At 72.8% G+C, this 19,120-nt stretch carries 14 protein-coding genes; 9 read left to right on the forward strand and 5 right to left on the reverse strand.

What is annotated here, in order from left to right:
* Positions 1-183: 183 nt before the first annotated feature.
* Positions 184-1,071 carry a helix-turn-helix domain-containing protein gene (locus ACFWZ2_RS40455; RefSeq protein WP_384554663.1) on the reverse strand — a complete coding sequence of 296 codons (888 nt, stop codon included), beginning with the start codon at positions 1,069-1,071 and terminating at the stop codon, positions 184-186.
* A 110-nt stretch (positions 1,072-1,181) separates the two neighbouring features.
* Entirely contained in the window at positions 1,182-2,081 is a 900-nt protein-coding gene (locus tag ACFWZ2_RS40460) for a sugar phosphate isomerase/epimerase family protein (protein ID WP_384554632.1), read from the reverse strand.
* A gap of 136 nt (positions 2,082-2,217) precedes the next feature.
* Here ACFWZ2_RS40460 and iolC point away from each other — a divergent pair, with 136 nt between their 5' ends.
* The 6 genes from iolC (at position 2,218) to ACFWZ2_RS40490 (ending at position 10,231) form a co-directional block, all read left to right on the forward strand.
* Entirely contained in the window at positions 2,218-3,186 is a 969-nt protein-coding gene (iolC, locus tag ACFWZ2_RS40465; protein ID WP_384554634.1) for a 5-dehydro-2-deoxygluconokinase, read from the forward strand.
* 68 nt (positions 3,187-3,254) lie between these two features.
* Positions 3,255-4,154, forward strand: coding sequence for a deoxyribose-phosphate aldolase (locus ACFWZ2_RS40470; RefSeq protein WP_384554664.1), 900 nt, complete (start codon positions 3,255-3,257; stop codon positions 4,152-4,154).
* Between the two features lie 32 nt (positions 4,155-4,186).
* Positions 4,187-4,990 (forward strand): 5-deoxy-glucuronate isomerase, encoded by an 804-nt coding sequence (gene iolB, locus ACFWZ2_RS40475; protein ID WP_384554635.1) that lies wholly within the window; start codon positions 4,187-4,189, stop codon positions 4,988-4,990.
* The gene (iolD, locus tag ACFWZ2_RS40480) at positions 4,987-6,876 is read left to right on the forward strand and encodes a 3D-(3,5/4)-trihydroxycyclohexane-1,2-dione acylhydrolase (decyclizing) (RefSeq protein ID WP_384554637.1); all 1,890 of its coding nucleotides are present in this window, start codon (positions 4,987-4,989) and stop codon (positions 6,874-6,876) included. Before iolB ends, iolD begins: the two co-directional genes overlap by 4 nt.
* Positions 6,877-6,893: 17 nt before the next feature.
* On the forward strand, positions 6,894-8,396 hold the full coding sequence (gene mmsA, locus ACFWZ2_RS40485; RefSeq protein WP_384554639.1) for a CoA-acylating methylmalonate-semialdehyde dehydrogenase: 1,503 nt from the start codon (positions 6,894-6,896) through the stop codon (positions 8,394-8,396).
* 386 nt (positions 8,397-8,782) lie between these two features.
* Positions 8,783-10,231, forward strand: coding sequence for an APC family permease (locus ACFWZ2_RS40490; RefSeq protein ID WP_384554641.1), 1,449 nt, complete (start codon positions 8,783-8,785; stop codon positions 10,229-10,231).
* Between the two features lie 31 nt (positions 10,232-10,262).
* On the opposite strand, the gene ACFWZ2_RS40495 is transcribed toward ACFWZ2_RS40490, so the two are convergent.
* The gene (locus ACFWZ2_RS40495; RefSeq protein ID WP_384554642.1) at positions 10,263-10,676 is read right to left on the reverse strand and encodes a GNAT family N-acetyltransferase; all 414 of its coding nucleotides are present in this window, start codon (positions 10,674-10,676) and stop codon (positions 10,263-10,265) included.
* Positions 10,677-10,786: 110 nt separating this feature from the next.
* Between ACFWZ2_RS40495 and ACFWZ2_RS40500 the strand changes: the two genes are divergently transcribed.
* The 3 genes from ACFWZ2_RS40500 to ACFWZ2_RS40510 all read left to right on the forward strand — a co-directional run bounded on the left by ACFWZ2_RS40500 (position 10,787) and on the right by ACFWZ2_RS40510 (position 16,102).
* The gene (locus tag ACFWZ2_RS40500) at positions 10,787-13,468 is read left to right on the forward strand and encodes an alpha/beta fold hydrolase (protein ID WP_384554644.1); all 2,682 of its coding nucleotides are present in this window, start codon (positions 10,787-10,789) and stop codon (positions 13,466-13,468) included.
* Complete coding sequence (locus ACFWZ2_RS40505; RefSeq protein ID WP_384554646.1) at positions 13,465-14,331, forward strand: ABC transporter permease; 867 nt, start codon at positions 13,465-13,467, stop codon at positions 14,329-14,331. Before ACFWZ2_RS40500 ends, ACFWZ2_RS40505 begins: the two co-directional genes overlap by 4 nt.
* A gap of 139 nt (positions 14,332-14,470) precedes the next feature.
* Positions 14,471-16,102 (forward strand): von Willebrand factor type A domain-containing protein, encoded by a 1,632-nt coding sequence (locus tag ACFWZ2_RS40510; protein WP_384554648.1) that lies wholly within the window; start codon positions 14,471-14,473, stop codon positions 16,100-16,102.
* Here the strand turns inward: ACFWZ2_RS40510 and ACFWZ2_RS40515 are convergent.
* Together ACFWZ2_RS40515 and ACFWZ2_RS40520 are read right to left on the reverse strand one after the other, a co-directional pair.
* Positions 16,062-17,798 (reverse strand): hypothetical protein, encoded by a 1,737-nt coding sequence (locus tag ACFWZ2_RS40515; RefSeq protein WP_384554649.1) that lies wholly within the window; start codon positions 17,796-17,798, stop codon positions 16,062-16,064. The two genes, ACFWZ2_RS40510 and ACFWZ2_RS40515, sit on opposite strands and share 41 nt — an antisense overlap.
* A gap of 80 nt (positions 17,799-17,878) precedes the next feature.
* Positions 17,879-19,117, reverse strand: coding sequence for an acyl-CoA dehydrogenase family protein (locus ACFWZ2_RS40520; protein ID WP_384554650.1), 1,239 nt, complete (start codon positions 19,115-19,117; stop codon positions 17,879-17,881).
* Between the last annotated feature and the right edge of the window lie 3 nt (positions 19,118-19,120).

Consider the following 19,120-nt stretch of genomic DNA (forward strand, 5'->3'; position numbering starts at 1 on the left):
CCGGGCGGGGCCTCTCGTGGTTTCGCCCCCCGGGGGGCCCCCGGCGCCCTCCGGCCGGGGGGCCGCCCCGCCCCGCGGCGCCGCGGGGGCCGGCCCCCCCGGCGCGGGCCCGCGCCCACCGGCTCCCCCGCGGCCCCTGGCTCCCGGCACAGGGACCCACGGGTTCCCCCGTCGCCCGATGGCTCAAGGGGTAGCGTGCCGTCGGCCGTGCCCGCCGGTCTTGGAAAAAATCGCACTGCGGGCGGCGGAACCGGCCGGCAGGACCAGGCTGGTGGGCTCGCCGTCGACCCGGTCGGCCGAGGGGGGACCGCTCCAGGCGACGGGGGACGTCTGCCGCGCGGCGGCGAACTGGCGTGGTGTGCACCCCGTCATCGCCCGGAACTCGCCGCTCAGATGCGCCTGGTCGTAGAAGCCGCAGAGCGCCGCCGTCTCGGCCTGGGTGTGCCCGGCGGCGAGCATCCTGCGGGCCCGCTGCAGGCGCAGTACGCGGGCCGCGGCCTTGGGGCCGATGCCGATCTGTTCGCGGAAGCGGTTCTCCAACTGGCGTACGCTCCAGCCCACTTCGTCGGCGAGGTGCCGGACGGGCGCCGTGCCGCGGCTGCGCACCAGCTCGCCCCAGGCCCGCACGGTGCGCGCGGAGGACGGCGGGCCCGTCTCGGACCAGCGGGCGAACGCGTCGTCCAGGAGGTCGAACCGCGCGTTCCAGGAGGGCAGTGCGCCGAGCGCGGCGGCCAGTTCGGCGACGCTGTCCCAGCGGCCGGGTCCTGGGCGGACGCCGAGCGCGTCGGGGTCGAGGGTCAGGTCGGCCACCTCGTGCAGCGCGGTGCCGAAGAGGGTGAACGCGGCCCAGGGGCTGAGCAGTACCTCGATGCCCGCGAGCCGCCCGTCGTGCTCACCGAGCACCGGGGTCGTACCGAGCCCGGAGAGCACCGAGACGAGGGACACCGGCGGGCGGCCCTGTCCGGTGCGCCCAGGCCCTTCGAGGCCGGATATCCGTACGGGCCGCTCGAAGCCGAGCATCAGCGTCACCGCGCCGATCGGCACTTCAAGGCGGCGCCGCGGGCCGTCCATGGCGAGCCGGAAGCCTCGGTAGCTGAGGACGCCGGGGCGCAGCCGGGGGTGCGGGTGCGCGAGGGCGATCTCCCACTGCCCGCCGGGCCCGCGGAGGGGCCCTCGGGTCCCTAGGCGCCGCACGACCGCAGGAAGGAGCGGGTGCGGCGGGCGATCGGCAGTGGCTTGTCGGGTTCGCAGGGGTACATGTCCTGCTCCACGATGGCGAAGAGGTCGACGTCCAGCTGCTGGGCCGCGGCGAGGACGGGTTCCAGGGCGGGCACGCCGTGCGGCGGCTCGCACATCACGCCGCGCGCCACGGCGGGCCCGAACGGCACCTCGTCGGCCCGCACTTCGGCGAGCACCGCCGGGTCGACCTGCTTGAGGTGCAGATAGCCGATGCGTTCGCCGTACGTCTCGATGAGCTTGACGCTGTCGCCGCCGCAGTACGCGTAGTGGCCGGTGTCCAGGCAGAGCGAGACGAGGTCGGCGTCGGTGGCGTCGAGGAAGCGGGTGACGTTCTCCTCGCTGTCGATGTGGGTGTCCGCGTGCGGATGGACCACGACCCGCAGGCCGTACCGCTCGCGGACCTCGTGGGCGAGGCGCTCGGTCTGGGTGGTCAGTTCACGCCATTGCGCGGGGGTGAGGGTGCGGTCCTCCAGCACCTCGCCCGTCTTGTCGTCGCGCCAGAAGGAGGGGATGACCACGAGGTGCTCGGCGCCCATGGCCTGCGCGAGCGCGGCGTTGTCCGCGACGTGCGCCCACGTCTTGTCCCAGACGGCGGGGCCGTGGTGCAGGCCCGTGAAGACCGTGCCCGCGGAGACCTTGAGGCCGCGGCGGTCCGTCTCGGCGGCCAGTTCGGCGGGGTCGGTGGGCAGATAGCCGTACGGGCCGAGTTCGATCCACTCGTACCCGGACGCGGCGACCTCGTCGAGGAAGCGGCGCCAGGGCACCTGCCGGGGGTCCTCGGGGAACCACACGCCCCACGAGTCGGGCGCCGAACCGATGCGGATGCGAGACAGCGTCGTCATGCCGAAAGCCTCCCGGCCGCCGGAGAAGAGTGTCAAGGACTGGTCCGAATGTAAGGACAAAATGTTGACAGGGTTCATGGGACGGGATTAGACCTGGGGGCACACGACCGACCGGCCCGACGAGGGGACGTGCAGGGTGACCGATCCGTACGACGTCGATCCGTACGACGTCATCACCATGGGGCGGATCGGGGTGGACCTCTATCCCCTGCAGGCCGGGGTGCCGCTGGCCGACGTCACCTCGTTCGGGAAGTTCCTCGGCGGCTCGGCCAGCAACGTCGCGGTCGCCGCCGCGCGCCTCGGACGCCGGGTCGCCGTCGTCACCCGCACCGGCGAGGACCCCTTCGGCGACTATCTGCACCGGGCCCTGCGCGAGTTCGGCGTCGACGACCGCTGGGTGAGCGGGGTCGCGGGCCTGCCGACGCCGGTGACGTTCTGCGAGGTCTTCCCGCCGGACGACTTCCCGCTGTACTTCTACCGGCTGCCGAAGGCGCCCGACCTGGAGATCCACGAGCAGGAGCTGGACCTCGACGCCATCGCGGCGGCGAGGATCTTCTGGATGACGGGGACGGGTCTTTGCGCGGAGCCGAGCCGCACCGCGACGTTGGCGGCGCTGGCCGCGCGGTCGGCGGGAACGACCGTCTTCGATCTGGACTGGCGGCCCATGTTCTGGGCCGATCCCGCCGAGGCACGGCCCCGTTACGCGGCCGCGCTCGCGCACGCGACCGTCGCCGTCGGCAATGTCGACGAGGTCGAGATCGCCACGGGGGAGCGGGAACCGCTCGCCGCCGCACGGGCGTTGCTCGACGCGGGCGTCGAACTCGCCGTCGTCAAGCAGGGGCCCAAGGGCGTGCTCGCGATGAACCGCGCGGGCGAGTCGGCCGAGGTGCCGCCGCTGCCGGTCAAGGTCCTCAACGGGCTCGGCGCGGGTGATGCCTTCGGCGGGGCCCTGTGCCACGGGCTGCTCGCGGGCTGGGAGTTGGAGCGGATCATGCGGTACGCCAACGCGGCGGGGGCGATCGTCGCTTCGCGGCTCGAGTGTTCGTCCGCCATGCCGTTTGCTGGCGAGGTCGCCTCGGCGGTGGATGCGGGGGGTGTGGCGTGATGGCCGGCCGGGACCGTGGTTTTCGGGGCTCTGCCCCGGGCCCCGCTCCTCAAACGCCGGAGGGGCTGATTTCAGCGCTGATTCCCGTCGACGTCGGTTCTCTGGTGGAGATCAGGGCCCGGCACCCCGAAGCCATCGCCGAAGCTGCCGCGCGGCGTGTTCGGCGGGGGCTGTTGGGGGAGCGTGGGCGGTTGATGATCGTTGCTGCCGATCATCCTGCCCGTGGCTCCCTCGGGGTCGGGGGCGATCCGCTTGCCATGGCCAACCGGAAGGATCTTCTGGAGCGGCTCTGTCTCGCGCTGTCCCGGCCCGGGGTCGACGGGGTGCTCGCGACCGCCGACATTCTTGAGGACCTGCTGCTGCTCGGTGCCCTGGAGGGCAAGGTCGTCATGGGGTCGATGAACCGTGGCGGGCTTGCCGGGGCGTCGTTCGAGTTGGACGACCGGTTCACGGGGTACCGGCCGCAGGACATCGAGCGGCTCGGGTTCGACGCGGGGAAGCTGCTGCTGCGCGTCGACTATTCCGACCCGGGGTCGCTGGAGACGCTGCACTCCGCGGCGCGGGCCGTCGACGGGATGGCGGAGCGGAAGCTTCCGGTCTTTGTCGAGCCGTTCGTGACCCGGCGGGGGCAGGACGGCGCGGGGCCCGCCCGCAACGATCTGAGCGCGGCCGCCGTCACCACGTCGATCGCCGTCGCGTCGGGGCTCGCCGGCACATCGGCGTACACCTGGCTGAAGGTCCCCGTCACCGAGAACCCCGACGACATGGCCCGTGTCATGGAGACCTCGACGCTCCCCGCCGTGCTGCTCGGCGGGGACATTGGGGATGATCAGGACGCCGCGTACGAGAAGTGGCGCGGCGCCCTGCAACTTCCCACCGTGCAGGGCCTCGTCGCGGGGCGGGCGCTGCTCTATCCGCCCGACGGGGACGTGGCGGGGGCGGTCGACATCGCCGTGGGGCTGCTGTAGCAGGGCAGGGGCAGAAGGCCGAGGAGGCGCATATGACGTACGTACCGAAGGGGAGTGCGGCCGACGGTCCGTACGCCCTCGACATCGATCCCAAACGGGCGGGCTGGGCCTACTCCGCCCTGCGGATCGTCGAGATCGAACCCGGTGGGACGCACTCTTTCGCCACCGGTGAGAGTGAATGGATCGTGCTGCCGCTGGCCGGCGGCTGTACGGTGCGTGCGGAAGGCGAGATCATCGAACTGCTGGGCCGGGAGAGCGTGTTCAGCGGAGTCACCGACTTCGCTTACGTGCCCCGCGACGCCCAGATCCAGATCGCCTCCGGCGCGGGAGGCCGCTTCGCCCTGGCAGGAGCGAAGTGCGAGCGTCGACTCCCCGCCCGCTACGGCTCCGCGCCGGAGGTTCCCGTCGAGGCCCGCGGCAGCGGAAGCTGCGCACGTCAGGTGCGCAACTTCGGGTCCGCCGACGCCTTCGACTGCGACCGGCTCATCGCCGTCGAGGTGATCACGCCGGGCGGCAACTGGTCCTCGTACCCGCCGCACAAGCACGACGAGCACCGCCCCGGCATCGAGGCCGAGCTCGAGGAGATCTACTACTTCGAGATCGAGGGGGACGCGGGGTTCGGGTACCAGCGGGTGTTCCCGTCCAGGGAGGGCGGCACCGACGTCCTCGCCGAGGTCCGCACCGGTGACGCCGTCCTGGTGCCCGACGGCTGGCACGGGCCTTCCATCGCCCAGCCCGGGCACGCGATGTACTACCTGAATGTGATGGCGGGACCGGGTCAGGAGCGGGAGTGGCGGATCTGCTTCCACCCCGACCACACGGAGGGATACCGATGACGGCGACCATGAAGGGGAGCGTCAGGCTCACCACCGCGCAGGCGCTCGTGCGCTTCCTGTCCCGGCAGTTCACCGAGCGGGACGGCGCCAGGCAGCGGCTGATCGGCGCGACCTGGGGCATCTTCGGGCACGGCAACGTGGCGGGCATCGGACAGGCGCTCGTCGAGCACGCCGACGAGATGCCCTTCCACCAGGGGCGCAACGAACAGGCCATGGTGCATGCCGCCGTCGGCTACGCCCGGCAGTCCGGACGCCTGTCCGCCCACGCGGTCACCACCTCCATCGGGCCCGGCGCCACCAACCTCGTCACCGGCGCCGCGCTCGCCACCGTCAACCGGCTGCCCGTCCTGCTGCTGCCCGGCGACACCTTCGCCGCCCGGCCCGCCGACCCGGTGCTCCAGCAGCTCGAAGTGCCGTACGCGGGCGATGTGTCGGTCAACGACTGCCTGCGCCCGGTGTCGCGGTACTTCGACCGCGTGACCCGCCCCGAGGCGCTGATCCCGGCCGCGCTCGCCGCGCTGCGCGTGCTCACCGACCCCGTGGAGACCGGCGCCGTCACGCTCGCGCTGCCGCAGGACGTACAGGCGGAGGCGTACGACTGGCCCGAGGAGTTCTTCGCCGAGCGGACCTGGGCCGTGCGCAGGCCCGCACCCGATCCGCGCGAACTGGCCGACGCCGTACGGGCCGTGCGCGAGGCCCGCCGTCCGCTGATCGTCGCGGGCGGCGGCGTGCACCACAGCGCCGCGGAGGAGGCGCTCAGGGGATTCGCCGACGCGACCGGGGTGCCCGTCGCCTCCACCCAGGCGGGCAAGGGCTCCCTGCGCTTCGACCATCCCGCGGACGTCGGCGGCGTCGGGCACACCGGCACCGCGACCGCGAACGAACTGGCCCGCACCGCCGACCTGGTGATCGGCGTCGGCACCCGCTACAGCGACTTCACCACCGCGTCCGGCACGCTCTTCGAACGCCCCGGGGTGCGCTTCCTCAACCTCAACATCGCGCCCTTCGACGGCCACAAACTCGCGGGCGCCACGCTGATCGCGGACGCGCGCGCCGGGCTCGAGGCGCTCACCGGGGCGCTGCGCGGCCACCGCGTCGAGCCCGCCTACGTCGTCGAGTACACCGACGACAAGGAGCGCTGGGAGCACCGCGTCGACGCCGCGTACGAGACCGACGAACCGGACGTGCGCCCCACCCAGGCCCAAGTGCTCGGCCTGCTCGACGCGTTGGTGACCGACGACGATGTGGTCATCAACGCGGCCGGGTCGCTCCCCGGCGATCTGCACAAGTTGTGGCGGGCCCGCTCGGCGCGGCAGTACCACGTCGAGTACGGCTACTCCTGCATGGGATACGAGATCCCGGCGTCGATCGGCGTCGCGCTCGCCGCGCCCGGGCGGCCCGTGTGGGCGCTGGTCGGCGACGGCACGTATCTGATGAACCCGACCGAGCTCGTCACGGCCGTCCAGGAGAACGTCCCGATCAAGGTCGTCGTCCTGCAGAACCACGGGTACGCCTCCATCGGCGGGCTCTCGGAGTCCGTGGGCGGCGAGCGGTTCGGCACCGACTACCGCTATCGGGCGCCGGACGGCACGTACACGGGCGATGTCCTGCCCGTCGATCTCGCCGCCAACGCCGCCTCGCTCGGGATGCAGGTCCTGCGCGCCAAGACCATCCGTGACCTGCGCGAGGCGCTGCGCGCGGCGCGCGGGGCAGACCGTCCCACATGTGTCTATGTGGAGACGGAAACGGCAGACACAGTGTCGGGCCCGCCTCCCGCACAGGCGTGGTGGGATGTGCCCGTGGCCGAGACCGCGGCCCGGGTGTCGGCGGTCAAGGCCAGGGAAGAGTACGACCGGCACGTCACTGCCCGACGCCGCCACCTGTGAGAGTAGGGATGCTTGTCATGACGAAGACCGTCAACCACTGGATCGGTGGCAAGACAGTCGAGGGCGCGTCCGGAACGTACGGCCCGGTCACCGATCCGGCGACCGGCGCCGTCACCACGCAGGTCGCCTTCGCGAACGTGGACGAGGTCGACGCGGCCGTCGCCGCCGCCCGCGAGGCCTTCGCGACCTGGGGGAACTCCTCGCTCGCCAAGCGCACCGCGATCCTCTTCACGTTCCGCGCGCTGCTCGACGCCAACCGCGACGCGATCGCCGAGCTGATCGTCGCCGAGCACGGCAAGGTGCACTCGGACGCGCTCGGCGAGGTCGCCCGCGGTCTGGAGATCGTCGACCTGGCCTGCGGCATCACCGTGCAGCTGAAGGGCGAGCTGTCGACGGAGGTCGCCTCGCGCGTGGACGTCTCCTCCATCCGCCAGCCGCTCGGCGTCGTCGCGGGCATCACGCCGTTCAACTTCCCCGCCATGGTGCCGATGTGGATGTTCCCGCTGGCCATCGCGTGCGGCAACACCTTCGTGCTCAAGCCGAGCGAGAAGGACCCGTCCGCGTCGATGAAGATCGCGGAGCTGCTGAGCGAGGCGGGTCTGCCGGACGGCGTCTTCAACGTGGTGCACGGTGACAAGGTCGCCGTGGACCGCCTCCTTGAGCACCCGGACGTGGCCGCCGTCTCCTTCGTCGGCTCCACTCCCATCGCCCGCTACATCCACACCACCGCCTCCGCCAACGGCAAGCGCGTACAGGCGCTCGGCGGTGCCAAGAACCACATGCTGGTCCTGCCGGACGCCGACCTGGACGCGGCCGCCGACGCCGCCGTCTCCGCGGCCTACGGCTCCGCGGGCGAGCGCTGCATGGCCATCTCCGCGGTCGTCGCGGTCGGTTCGGTCGCCGACGAGCTGGTCGCGAAGATCAAGGAGCGCGCCGAGCAGATCAAGATCGGTCCCGGCACCGACCCGACGTCCGAGATGGGCCCGCTGATCACGGCCGCCCATCGCGACAAGGTCGCCTCGTACGTCACGGGCGCCGCGGCCCAGGGTGCCGAGGTCGTCCTGGACGGCACCGGCTACACCGTCGAGGGCCACGAGAACGGCCACTGGATCGGGCTCTCGCTGCTCGACCGGGTGCCCGTGACGGCGGACGCGTACAAGGACGAGATCTTCGGCCCGGTGCTGTGCGTGCTGCGCGTCGACACGTACGAGGAGGGCGTGGCGCTCATGAACGCCTCGCCGTTCGGCAACGGCACCGCGATCTTCACCAGGGACGGCGGCGCGGCCCGCCGCTTCCAGCTGGAGATCGAGGCGGGCATGGTCGGCGTGAACGTGCCGATCCCGGTGCCGGTGGGCTACCACTCCTTCGGCGGCTGGAAGGACTCGCTCTTCGGCGACCACCACATCTACGGCAACGACGGCACGCACTTCTACACGCGCGGCAAGGTCGTCACCACGCGCTGGCCGGACCCGTCGGACGCGCCTGCCGGGGTGGACCTCGGGTTCCCGCGCAACCACTGAGTCACTCCCGTGTGACCGTACGTAGAGCAGGGCCGTCCGGATTCCGGACGGCCCTGATTCTTTTTTGGCGCCTCTCTTGCGGTTCTCGTGCACAGGGTGCAATTCGGGCAGCGAAAGCGGTCGAGTTCATCCGCCTGCAATATCAAGGTCATCTTTGCCATCGACATGTTCATTGGGTCCCCAGGGGGCAAACTCTTGGGAAAGCGAGGCGACTTGGGGGCGTGGGCGGCTGCGGATTCCGTAGGTAAATGACCGTTGACGTTCCGGTTCACGTCAAGGTTCGATGACGCGCCGGGAGCCACCGAAACACACAGCTCAACAGCCTTCGGAGGCGATAGCGCTCCCGCCGCAACTCCTGCCGCACGAGTCGATCGGAACCGCGCTTCATGACCGATACGCTTCGCCCGCCCCAGCCCGCCGCCACCCAGGAAGCCCCTGCAGCGGCAGCCGACACGGCGAGCCCCCAGAAGCTCAAGCGCTCCATCGGCGTCGTGGGAGGCACCCTCCTCACGCTGTCCTGCGTGACCCCCGCCTCCACCCTCTTCGTGGTCGTCCCCGACCTCTTCTCCTCGCTCGGCACCGCCACCGCGCTCACCATCGCGATCGGCTCCCTGCTCTGCGTGGGCGTCGCCTTCTGCTACTCCGAGCTCGGCACCCTGATCCCCAGCGCGGGCGGCGAGTACGCGATGGTCTCGACGATGGCGGGACGCCTGGCGGGCTGGCTGGTCTTCGTCCTGTCCCTGCTCGTCGTGATGATCGTGCCGCCCGTGATCGCCATGGGCACGGCGGACTACCTCGCCCCCGTCGTCCACCTCGACCCGTCGTACGCGGGCGCCGGGGTGATGATCCTCGCCACCCTCGCGGGCCTGCTCGACCTGCGGGCCAACGCGTGGATCACCGGCATCTTCCTCGTCCTCGAAGTGGTCGCGGCGGGCGTGGTCGCCGTCCTCGGCTTCGCGCACGCCGAGCGGGGCGCGGGCAGCCTCGTGGACCTGACGGTGGCGTCGGGATCCGGCTCCGGGGGTTCCGGCGGGGTCGACACCGTCACCGCCATGCTGATCGTCTCCGGCCTCGCGATCGCCCTCTTCGTCACCCAGGGCTTCTCCACCGCGGTCTACCTCTCCGAAGAACTGGAGAACCCGCGCCGCAACGTCGCACGCACCGTCCTCGCCACCCTCGCCATCTCCTCGGTGATCATCCTGGTCCCCGTCGTCGCCATCACCATGGGCGCGGAGAGCCTGACCGCGCTGACCGAGGGCGACATCAGCGGCATGGTGACGGCCTGGTCCAACTCGGCGGTCGGCACGTTCGTCAGCCTCTGCGTGGCCCTCGCGATCATCAACGCGGGCATCGTCATGGTCATCCAGAACTCCCGCGTCCTGTTCGCGTCCGCCCGCGACAAGGCATGGCCCGCCCCCGTCAACAAGGCCCTCTCGCGGCTCGGCGGAACCGGCGCCCCCTGGGTCGCCACGCTCCTGGTGGGCGTCCCCGGAGCCGTGCTCTGCTTCGTCAACCTGGACACCCTGTACGGGGTGACCGGCGTCTCCGTGACCGGCATGTACCTCCTGGTCGCGGTCGCCGCCCTGCTCGCCCGACGCGGCTCGCACGGCACCGGCCAGGCCTGGCGGATGCCGCTGTGGCCCGCGGTGCCGGTCGTGCTGATCGCCGTACTCGCGTACATCCTGAGCCAGCAGGAGGTCCCATACCTCCTGTGGACCGGCGGGATCGTGGTCGCGGCGACCCTGTACTGGGCGTTCTACCTGCGGCCGCGGCGGGAGACGCGGTGGCTGGTGAGTGTGCCCGAGGACGACGGCCTCAGCCCCTCCGGCGCTTGAGGAGCGGGGTTCGGGGCAGAGCCCGGCGGCCTCAGCTGAAGTCCCAGTTGACCGAAGAGAACTCGCCCTCGTACCGGCCGCCCGCACTGCCGTACGCCGCGAGCGCCGCCTTGTTGTCCGTGTCGACGCCGACCCACATGCCGTAGCAGCCGCGCTCCCTGGCGAGCGCGGCCAGCGTGCGGATCAGGGCGCGGCCCGTGCCGCGCCTGCGCTGCCGCTCGGCGACCGAGAGCTCGTACAGGAACATCTCCACGCCCTTGTCGGGGTGGAGCGTCTCGACGCCGCTGATGAAGCCGACCGGGGCGCCGTCCTCGTCGTACGCGAGGAACAGGTGGTGGCCGGGGGCGTCGAGGAAGCGGTGCGTCCACTCGGGGCGGGGCGGGGTGTCGAAGAGGTGCCCGGCGGCGGTCACTTCGGCGACGGTCGTCGCGCGGCGGATCTCCATGCGTACCACGATCGCGGTACGCGGGGCGCGGCGTCTACTCCCGGGGGAGACAGGCGGGTTCAGCCCTTCGACTGCCCCGGATGTCAGTCGGCGCCCGTACGGTTGACGGCATGGATCTACGACTGCCCAGGCCAAGGCTCAGGCCCCTCGCGCGGCACGGCCGCCGCAGGCTGCTCGCCGCCGCGGCCGCCGTCGCGGTGCTCGCCGGTGTGGGCACGTGGACGGCGGTCGCATCGGACGACGGTCCCGCCGTGCACCGGTCGGACCGCGTGATCGACACCGGGGGCGCGGGCGGGGGCGGCGCGCGGATCGACACCTCGTACTTCACGGCGGGCGACACCGGCACCAAGCGCCCCGCCGTCCTCGTCGGGCACGGCTTCGGCGGCAGCAAGGCGGACGTGCGCGAGCAGGCCGAGGACCTGGCCCGCGAGGGCTATGCGGTCCTGACGTGGTCCGCGCGCGGCTTCGGCAGATCCACGGGCAAGATCGGCCTGAACGACCCCAAGGGCGAGGTCGCCGACGTCTCGCGGCTCATCGACTGGCTCGCGAAGCGCCCCGAGGTCCGGCTGGACAAGAAGGGCGACCCGCGCGTGGGCATCACCGGCGCCTCGTACGGAGGGGCGGCCGCCCTGCTCGCCGCCGGGTACGACGAGCGGGTGGACGCGATCGCCCCGCAGGTCACGTACTGGAACCTCGCGGACGCGCTGTTCCCCGACGGCGTCTTCAAGAAGCTGTGGGCCGGCATCTTCGTCAACACCGGTGGCGGCTGCGACCAGTTCGAGAAGCGGCTGTGCGCCATGTACGACCGGGTCGCCGAGTCAGGGAAACCCGACGCCGAGGCGCGCGACCTGCTCGCGGGGCGCAGCCCGTCCGCCGTCGGCGACCGCATCAAGGTGCCCACGTACATCGCGCAGGGCCAGACCGACTCCCTCTTCACGCTCGGCCAGGCCGACGCCATGGCCAAGGCGATCCGCGCCCACCGCGCACCCGTCTCCGTCGACTGGATCGCGGGCGGCCACGACGGCGGCGACAGCGAACAGGGGCGCGTGCAGCGGCGCGTCGGCGCCTGGTTCGACCGCTATCTGAAGGACGACAAGGCCGCGGACACCGGCCCCGCCTTCCGCGTCACCCGCACCGGAGGCATCGACTCCACCGACGGCGCCGCGACCCTGCGGGGCGCGAGCGGCGACCACTACCCGGGCCTGGCGAGCGGACCGCGCGAGGTGGCGCTCGGCGGCCGCGAGCAGACCTTCGACAACCCCGCGGGCGCGAGCCCGCCCGCCATCTCCGCGCTGCCCGGACTCGGCGGCGGCGGACTCTCCCGGCTCACCTCGCTCGGCGTCGGCGTCTCCCTCGACTTCCCCGGGCAGTACGCCAAGTTCGACTCCCAGACGCTCGGCAAGGACCTGCGGATCACCGGCACGCCGACGGTGCGGGTCCATCTGAAGTCCTCCAGCGAGGACGCGGTGCTCTTCGCGAAGGTGTACGACGTCGGGCCCGACGGCAGGCAGCAGGTGCTGCCCGCCCAACTCGTCGCCCCCATCAGGGTCGAGGGCACCAAGAAGGGCAAGGACGTCGAGCTGACGCTGCCCGCCGTCGACCACGAGGTGCAGAAGGGCCACCGCCTCCGCCTCGCCCTCGCCTCGACCGACCTCGGCTATGCCTCGCCCGCCGAGCCCGCCACGTACACCGCCTCCCTGAAGAGCGGCCTGACGGTGCCGACGGCGCCCGGCGTGGAGACGGCCGCGGCGCCGCTGCCCTCCTGGGTGTGGTGGCTGCCCGCCTCCGGAGCGGCGATCGCGGTGCTGCTCCTGATCGCGGGGCGCAGGCGGACCACGGCGCCCGCGCCCGCCCCCGCGCTCGCCGAAGTGCCGCTGCGGATCACGGACTTGAGCAAGCGGTACGCCAGGTCCACCGACCGGTACGCGGTCCGCGACCTCTCCTTCACCGTCGAGAAGGGCCAGGTCCTCGGCCTCCTCGGACCGAACGGCGCGGGCAAGACGACGACCCTGCGCATGCTGATGGGCCTCATCCGGCCCGACGCGGGCGAGATCCGCGTCTTCGGGCAGGCGATCAGGCCCGGAGCGCCCGTCCTCTCCCGGGTCGGCGCGTTCGTCGAGGGCGCGGGCTTCCTGCCGCACCTCTCGGGCCGGGAGAACCTGGAGCTGTACTGGCAGGCCACCGGACGCCCCGCCGAGGACGCCCACCTGGAGGAGGCGCTGGAGATCGCGGGCCTCGGCGACGCCCTCGCCCGCGCCGTGCGGACGTACTCGCAGGGCATGCGCCAGCGCCTGGCCATCGCCCAGGCCATGCTCGGCCTGCCCGACCTGCTGATCCTCGACGAGCCGACCAACGGCCTGGACCCGCCGCAGATCCGCGAGATGCGCGAGGTCATGATCCGGTACGCGCGCGGCGGGCGCACCGTCATCGTCTCCAGCCACCTCCTCGCCGAGGTCGAGCAGTCCTGCACCCACCTGGTGGTCATGGACCGCGGACGCCTCGTCCAGGCGGGCCCCGTCGCCGAGATCGTCGGCTCCGGGGACACGCTGCTCGTCGGCCTCGCGCAGGACGTCCCCGACCCGCTGGTCGACAAGGTGGCCGCGCTGCCCGGCGTCGCCTCCGCCGTCCGCGCGGACGGCGGCCTCCTCGTGCGGCTCGACGGCACCGACGGCGCGAGCGCCGCCCGCCTGCTGCCCGAACTGGTGCGCCTGGAAGTGCCCGTGGAGTCCATGGGCCCGCACCGCCGCCTCGAAGACGCGTTCCTGACCCTGATCGGAGGCGGCACCGCATGACCGCGCCCACCGGACTCCTGGACACCGCCCCCGGCTACCGCGCCGGACGCACCCTGCCCCTGCGGGTCGAGGCCGTCCGCCAGCTGAAGCGGCGCCGCACGCTCGTGATGGGCGCCATCATGGCGCTGCTGCCCGTCGTGCTCGTCATCGCCTTCGCCGTCGCGGGCGGCTCACCGGGCTCGCGCAACGACCAGGTGACGCTGATGGACACGGCCACCGCGTCCGGGGCGAACTTCGCCGCGACGTGCCTGTTCGTGTCGGCGGGCTTCCTGCTCGTCATCCCCGTCGCGCTGTTCTGCGGGGACACCGTCGCCTCCGAGGCGAGCTGGTCCTCCCTGCGCTATCTGCTCGCCGCGCCCGTGCCGAGGGCCCGCCTCCTGTGGTCCAAGCTCGCCGTCGCGCTCGGCCTGAGCGCCGCCGCCATGGTGCTGCTCCCCGTGGTCGCACTGGCGATCGGCACGGCGGCGTACGGCTGGGGGCCACTGGAGATCCCCACCGGCGGCGTGCTCCCCGCGGGCACGGCCGCCCAGCGCCTCCTCATCGTCGTCGCCTACGTCTTCGTCTCCCAACTGGTCACCGCGGGCCTCGCGTTCTGGCTCTCCACCAAGACCGACGCCCCCCTCGGCGCGGTCGGCGGCGCGGTCGGCCTGACCATCGTCGGCAACGTCCTCGACGCGGTCACCGCCCTCGGCGACTGGCGCGACTTCCTCCCCGCCCACTGGCAGTTCGCCTGGGCCGACGTCATCCAGCCCCACATGGAATGGGGCGGCATGATCCAGGGCGCGGCGGTCTCGGTGACGTACGCACTGGTGCTTTTCGCGCTGGCCTTTCGGGGGTTCGCGCGGAAGGACGTGGTCAGTTGAGGCGGGCCGCGCCCCGGGCGAATCGAATTGCGACGTCGCCGCGCGCCGCATATCGAGACCCTTCCGCAACGTCCCCGCGCGATCGTTCGAGCCGCTCCCCACGTCACAGTCAGGAAGGCGGACGACCCGAGGGGGACGGATGCGGGTGCGGAGGGTGCGGCACGGGGTGCTGGCCGTGGTCATGGCCGGTGGGGTGTTGCTTGCCGGTTGCAGTGGTGGGGGCGGTGACGGGCGGGCCAGTGCCGATGACAAGAGCCGGCGGGGTGGCGGGCAGGCGCTTCCGGCACCCGCGCCCGCCTCGCCCGGTGGGGGTGAGGGCGCGACCCCGGGCGACGAGGAGCGGGATGCCGCGCCTCCGGCCGACCATCTCTCCACCTTCGCCCTGGACGTCGACACCGCCTCGTACGGCTTCGCGCGCCGGACGCTCGCGGAGGGGCGGCTGCCGGACCCGGCGACGGTCAGGCCCGAGGAGTTCGTCAACAGCTTCCGTCAGGACTACCCGGGGCCCGACGGCGACGGCTTCTCGGTGAGTGTGGACGGCGCCCGTACGGACGAGGAGGGCTGGTCGCTGGTGCGCGTCGGCCTCGCGACGCGCGCCGCCGAGGGGTCCGAACGGCCGCCCGCCGCGCTCACGTTCGTCATCGACGTGTCCGGCTCCATGGCGGAGCCCGGCCGCCTCGACCTCGTCAAGAAGTCGCTCGGCATCATGACCGACCAGCTGCGCCCCGACGACTCGATCGCACTCGTCACCTTCAGCGACACCGCGGAGACGGTCCTGCCGATGACACGGCTCGGCGAGGGGGGCGGGAGCCGTGCGCGCGTGCACGCGGCCATCGACCGCCTCGAACCCACCCGGTCCACCAACCTCGAAGCGGGCATCACGAACGGCTACGACACCGCCGTGCGCGGCAAGGAGAAGGGCGCGACCAACCGGGTCGTCCTGCTCTCCGACGCCCTCGCCAACACCGGCGAGACCAGCGCCGACGGCATCCTGGAGCGGATCTCCGACGCCCGCCGCGAGCACGGCATCACCCTCTTCGGGGTCGGCGTCGGCAGCGACTACGGCGACGCCCTGATGGAGAGGCTCGCCGACAAGGGCGACGGCCACACCACCTACGTCTCCGACGACGAGGACGCCCGCGAGGTCTTCTGCGAGCAGCTCCCCGCCCACATCGAGCTGCGCGCCAGGGACGCGAAGGCGCAGGTGGCCTTCGACCCAGAGAGCGTGGAGCGGTTCCGGCTCATCGGCTACGACAACCGCCGGGTCGCCGACGAGGACTTCCGTGACGACTCCGTGGACGGCGGCGAGATCGGCCCCGGCCACCAGGTGACGGCGCTGTACGCGGTGCGGGCCAAGCCGGGGGCGGACGGGCACCTCGCCACGGCGAGCGTGCGGTGGCTGGACCCCGAGAGCCGGGCCCCGCACGAGGAGTCGGGCCGGATCGAGGCGGCCGACCTGGCGGAGTCCCTGTGGCGGGCGGACGGCGGACTCCAAGTGGCGGCCGTCGCCGCGTACTTCGCGGACGGGTTGCGTTCCGGGGCCGGTGGCCGTCCGAAGCCGTACGGCGTGCGCGCCCTGCCCGGTACGCCCTCGCTGGGTGAACTGGCCGCACGGGCCCGGGAGTTGCCCACCGGGACCGGCGGGACCGGCGGGTCCGGCGGGCAGCAGCCGGTGCGTGAGCTGACGACCGCCATCGAGCAGGCCGCTCGCCTCGCCGACGAGACCGACTTCACGACCCGGGAGCCTCGGGGGGACGTGCGGCCCGGATAGGAGGCGCGCCCCCGCACGCCTCCCTCTCCGCCCGCACCGGATCATTCGGGAAGCGGAAGGCCGTGCGTTCCACCGCGCCCGTCAGGTTGTGCCAGAAGCGGCCCGCCGTCAGCGGGTCGCGCGTGGCCGCCCGCAGTTCGGCGAACGGCCCGCAGCGCAGGGCGCGGCGGGCCGCGTCGACCCGTGCGGGGTCGAGCCCGGCGGGCGGTGCGGTGCCGCGCTCGGCGACGATCCACTCGTCGGGCAGCCGTTTGTCGTGCCCCACGCGGCCGTTGATGCCTTCGGAGTGGGCGGCCAGCGGGTAGGCGAGGCCGATCGGGTCGAGGGCGGCGCCGTCCAGCGGGACGACGGTGCCGCTGAAGCCGAGCGTGTTGTAGACGCCGGTGACTCCGGGCACGGCGGCGTCGGCGGGCGTCCTGCCGAGCAGCAGCGTGGGCGTGCCGTCCCGTGCCGCGTCGCGGACCAGCCGGGCGTACGCCCTGTTGCCGGGGAAGCCCGCGAAGCCGTGGTGCAGGGGGTGCGGCGCCGCGTTCTGCCGTACGTACACGCCGCGTTCGTCGGCGATCCCGGAGGGCCCGATCCGCCCCTCGTAGGGGATGCGCAGCACGGCCGCGCAGGCGAGCGCCCACACGGTGACGCCCACGGTGGTGATGGTCCACGCGCGCGTGAGGGGCGCGAGGAAGACGGGCAGCAGCATCAGGAGCAGCCCCGGCAGGAACATCCGCCCGTGCATGAAGTCGCCGCCCACCTTGATGACGTACGCCCAGCAGAGCACCCCCGCGACGACCGGCGCGAGCGCGGGCACCAGCGGCACCGCACGCCGGGCGTCCCGCGACGGCAGCGCGACGGCGACGAGGAACAGCAGCGGCACCCACAGGAGATAGGGCCCGGCGAAGTCCGCGAGATAGGCGAGGCCCCGCGTCCACAGGCTCCGCGACGCCTCCTTGGTGACGCCGGGCAGCGGCATGAGATGCCCGTAGTAGCCCATGCGGTAGATCTCGTACGCGACGGGCAGCGCCCCCGCGGCCGCCGCGCCCGCGAGCGCGCGACGCCAGGAGGGGCGCACCATGAGCCACTGCGCAGCCAGGAAGACGAGCGAGACGAGCGCGAGGTCGGGGCGGACGAGCGGCCCGAGCCCCAGGACGACGCAGCTCGTCCACGCGCGCGGCCGGGCGACGAGCGCGAGCCAGGCCCCGGCGAGCCAGCAGGTGGCGAGCCCGGTCTCCAGGCCGGAGGTGGCGAAGTCCCAGACGGGCGGCAGCGCGAGGAGCACGAGCGCGCCGCAGGGCAGCAGTACGCCATCCCCGCCGTGCAGCCGCAGCGCCGCGACCGAGGCGAGCGCGAACCCGGCGGCGGTGAGCAGCAGTCCGCCGTACATCGCGGCGGTGGCGATGTCGGCGCCGGTCGCCCCGGCGGCCACGAGCAGCCACTGCCAGAGCGTGCCGGTGGACGACTCGGCGCGTTCGCCCGCGTTGAAGACGGGGCCGTTGCCCGCGAGGATCTGCCGGACCGTGCGTACGTAGATGTGTCCGTCGTCCGACATCCAGCGCCGCTGGAACCCGGCGACGACGATCACCAGGGCGGGCGCGAGGGCGAGCGGGAGCCGCCAGCGGTCCCACCGGCCGCCGCGCGCGGCCGGCAGGAGCCCGACGACGGCTTCGGGGCGGCCTCGGGCAGGGGAGTGCGTAGACGTCATGATCATTGCATCGGCCCGGCCCGGGAGCCGCTTGAACCCCGGCCCGGGAGCCGCTTGAACCCCCGGAGCGCGCGGCCGGTTCAGCGGATCTGCCGCCCCGATATCGCCCGGGCTATCACCAGCCGCTGGATCTCGCTCGTCCCCTCGAAGATCGTGTAGATCTTCGCGTCGCGGTACATCCGCTCCACCGGGTGCTCCCTGCTGTAGCCCGCGCCGCCGAGGACCTGTACGGCCTTCTCGGTGGCGGCGACCGCCAGTTCACCGGCGCGCAGCTTGGCCATCGAGCCCTGGCCCGCGTCGAAGGCCTTGTCGTTCCTCGCCATCCAGGAGGCCTGCCAGATCAGCAGCCGCACCGCCTCGATCTCGGTGCGCAGATCGGCGAGGGCGAAGGCGATCGACTGGTTCTCGACGATGGGGCGGCCGAAGGCGACGCGGTCGCCCGCGTACTCCAGGGCGTACTCGTAGGCGGCGCGCGCGATGCCGAGCGCCTGCGCGCCGACCGTGGGCCTGCTCACCTCGAAGGTGGCCATGGCGGCCTGCGCCTTGCCGCCGCCCTTCGCCGTACGGCCCCGGCCGTCCGCCGCCTCACGGGCCCGTGCGAGCCGGGCATCCAGCCGCTCCTTGCCGCCGAGCAGGCAGTGCCCGGGAACGCGTACGTCGGCCAGGAAGACGTCGGCGGTGTGCGAGGCCCGCAGGCCCAACTTCTTGATCTTCCGGCCCGCTTCGAGCCCCGGGGTGTCCGGCGGCACGACGAACGCGGCCTGCCCGCGCGCGCCGAGCGCCGGGTCCACCGATGCCACCACGACGTGCACGTTCGCGATGCCGCCGTTGGTGATCCACGCCTTCTGGCCGGTCAGCACCCACTCGTCGCGCGCCTCGTCGTACCCGGCGCGCGTCCGCATCGCCGCCACGTCCGAACCGGCGTCCGGCTCGGAGACGCAGAACGCCGCCACCTGGGGCGCGTCCTCGTCGCCGAAGCACTGCGGCACCCATTCGGCGAGCTGGTCGGGGGTGCCCGCGGAGAAGATCCCGGCGACCGCGAGCGAGGTGCCGAAGAGGGCCATGCCGATGCCCGCGTCGCCCCAGAACAGCTCTTCGTTGGCGATCTGGAGCGAGAGCCCGCTCGGGTCGCCGAACAGGTCGGCGAGGGACTCGAATCCGTACAGGCCGATCTTCGCGGCCTCCTGGATCACGGGCCAGGGCGTCTCCTCGCGCTCGTCCCACTCGGCGGCGGCCGGGCGCACCACGGATGCGGCGAAGCCGTGCACCCACTCGCGCAGGTCCCGCTGCTCCTCGGTCAGTTCGAGGGAGAAGGCCATGGG

Origin of the sequence: Streptomyces sp. NPDC059002 (assembly GCF_042740435.1) — a bacterium.
Classification (GTDB): domain Bacteria; phylum Actinomycetota; class Actinomycetes; order Streptomycetales; family Streptomycetaceae; genus Streptomyces.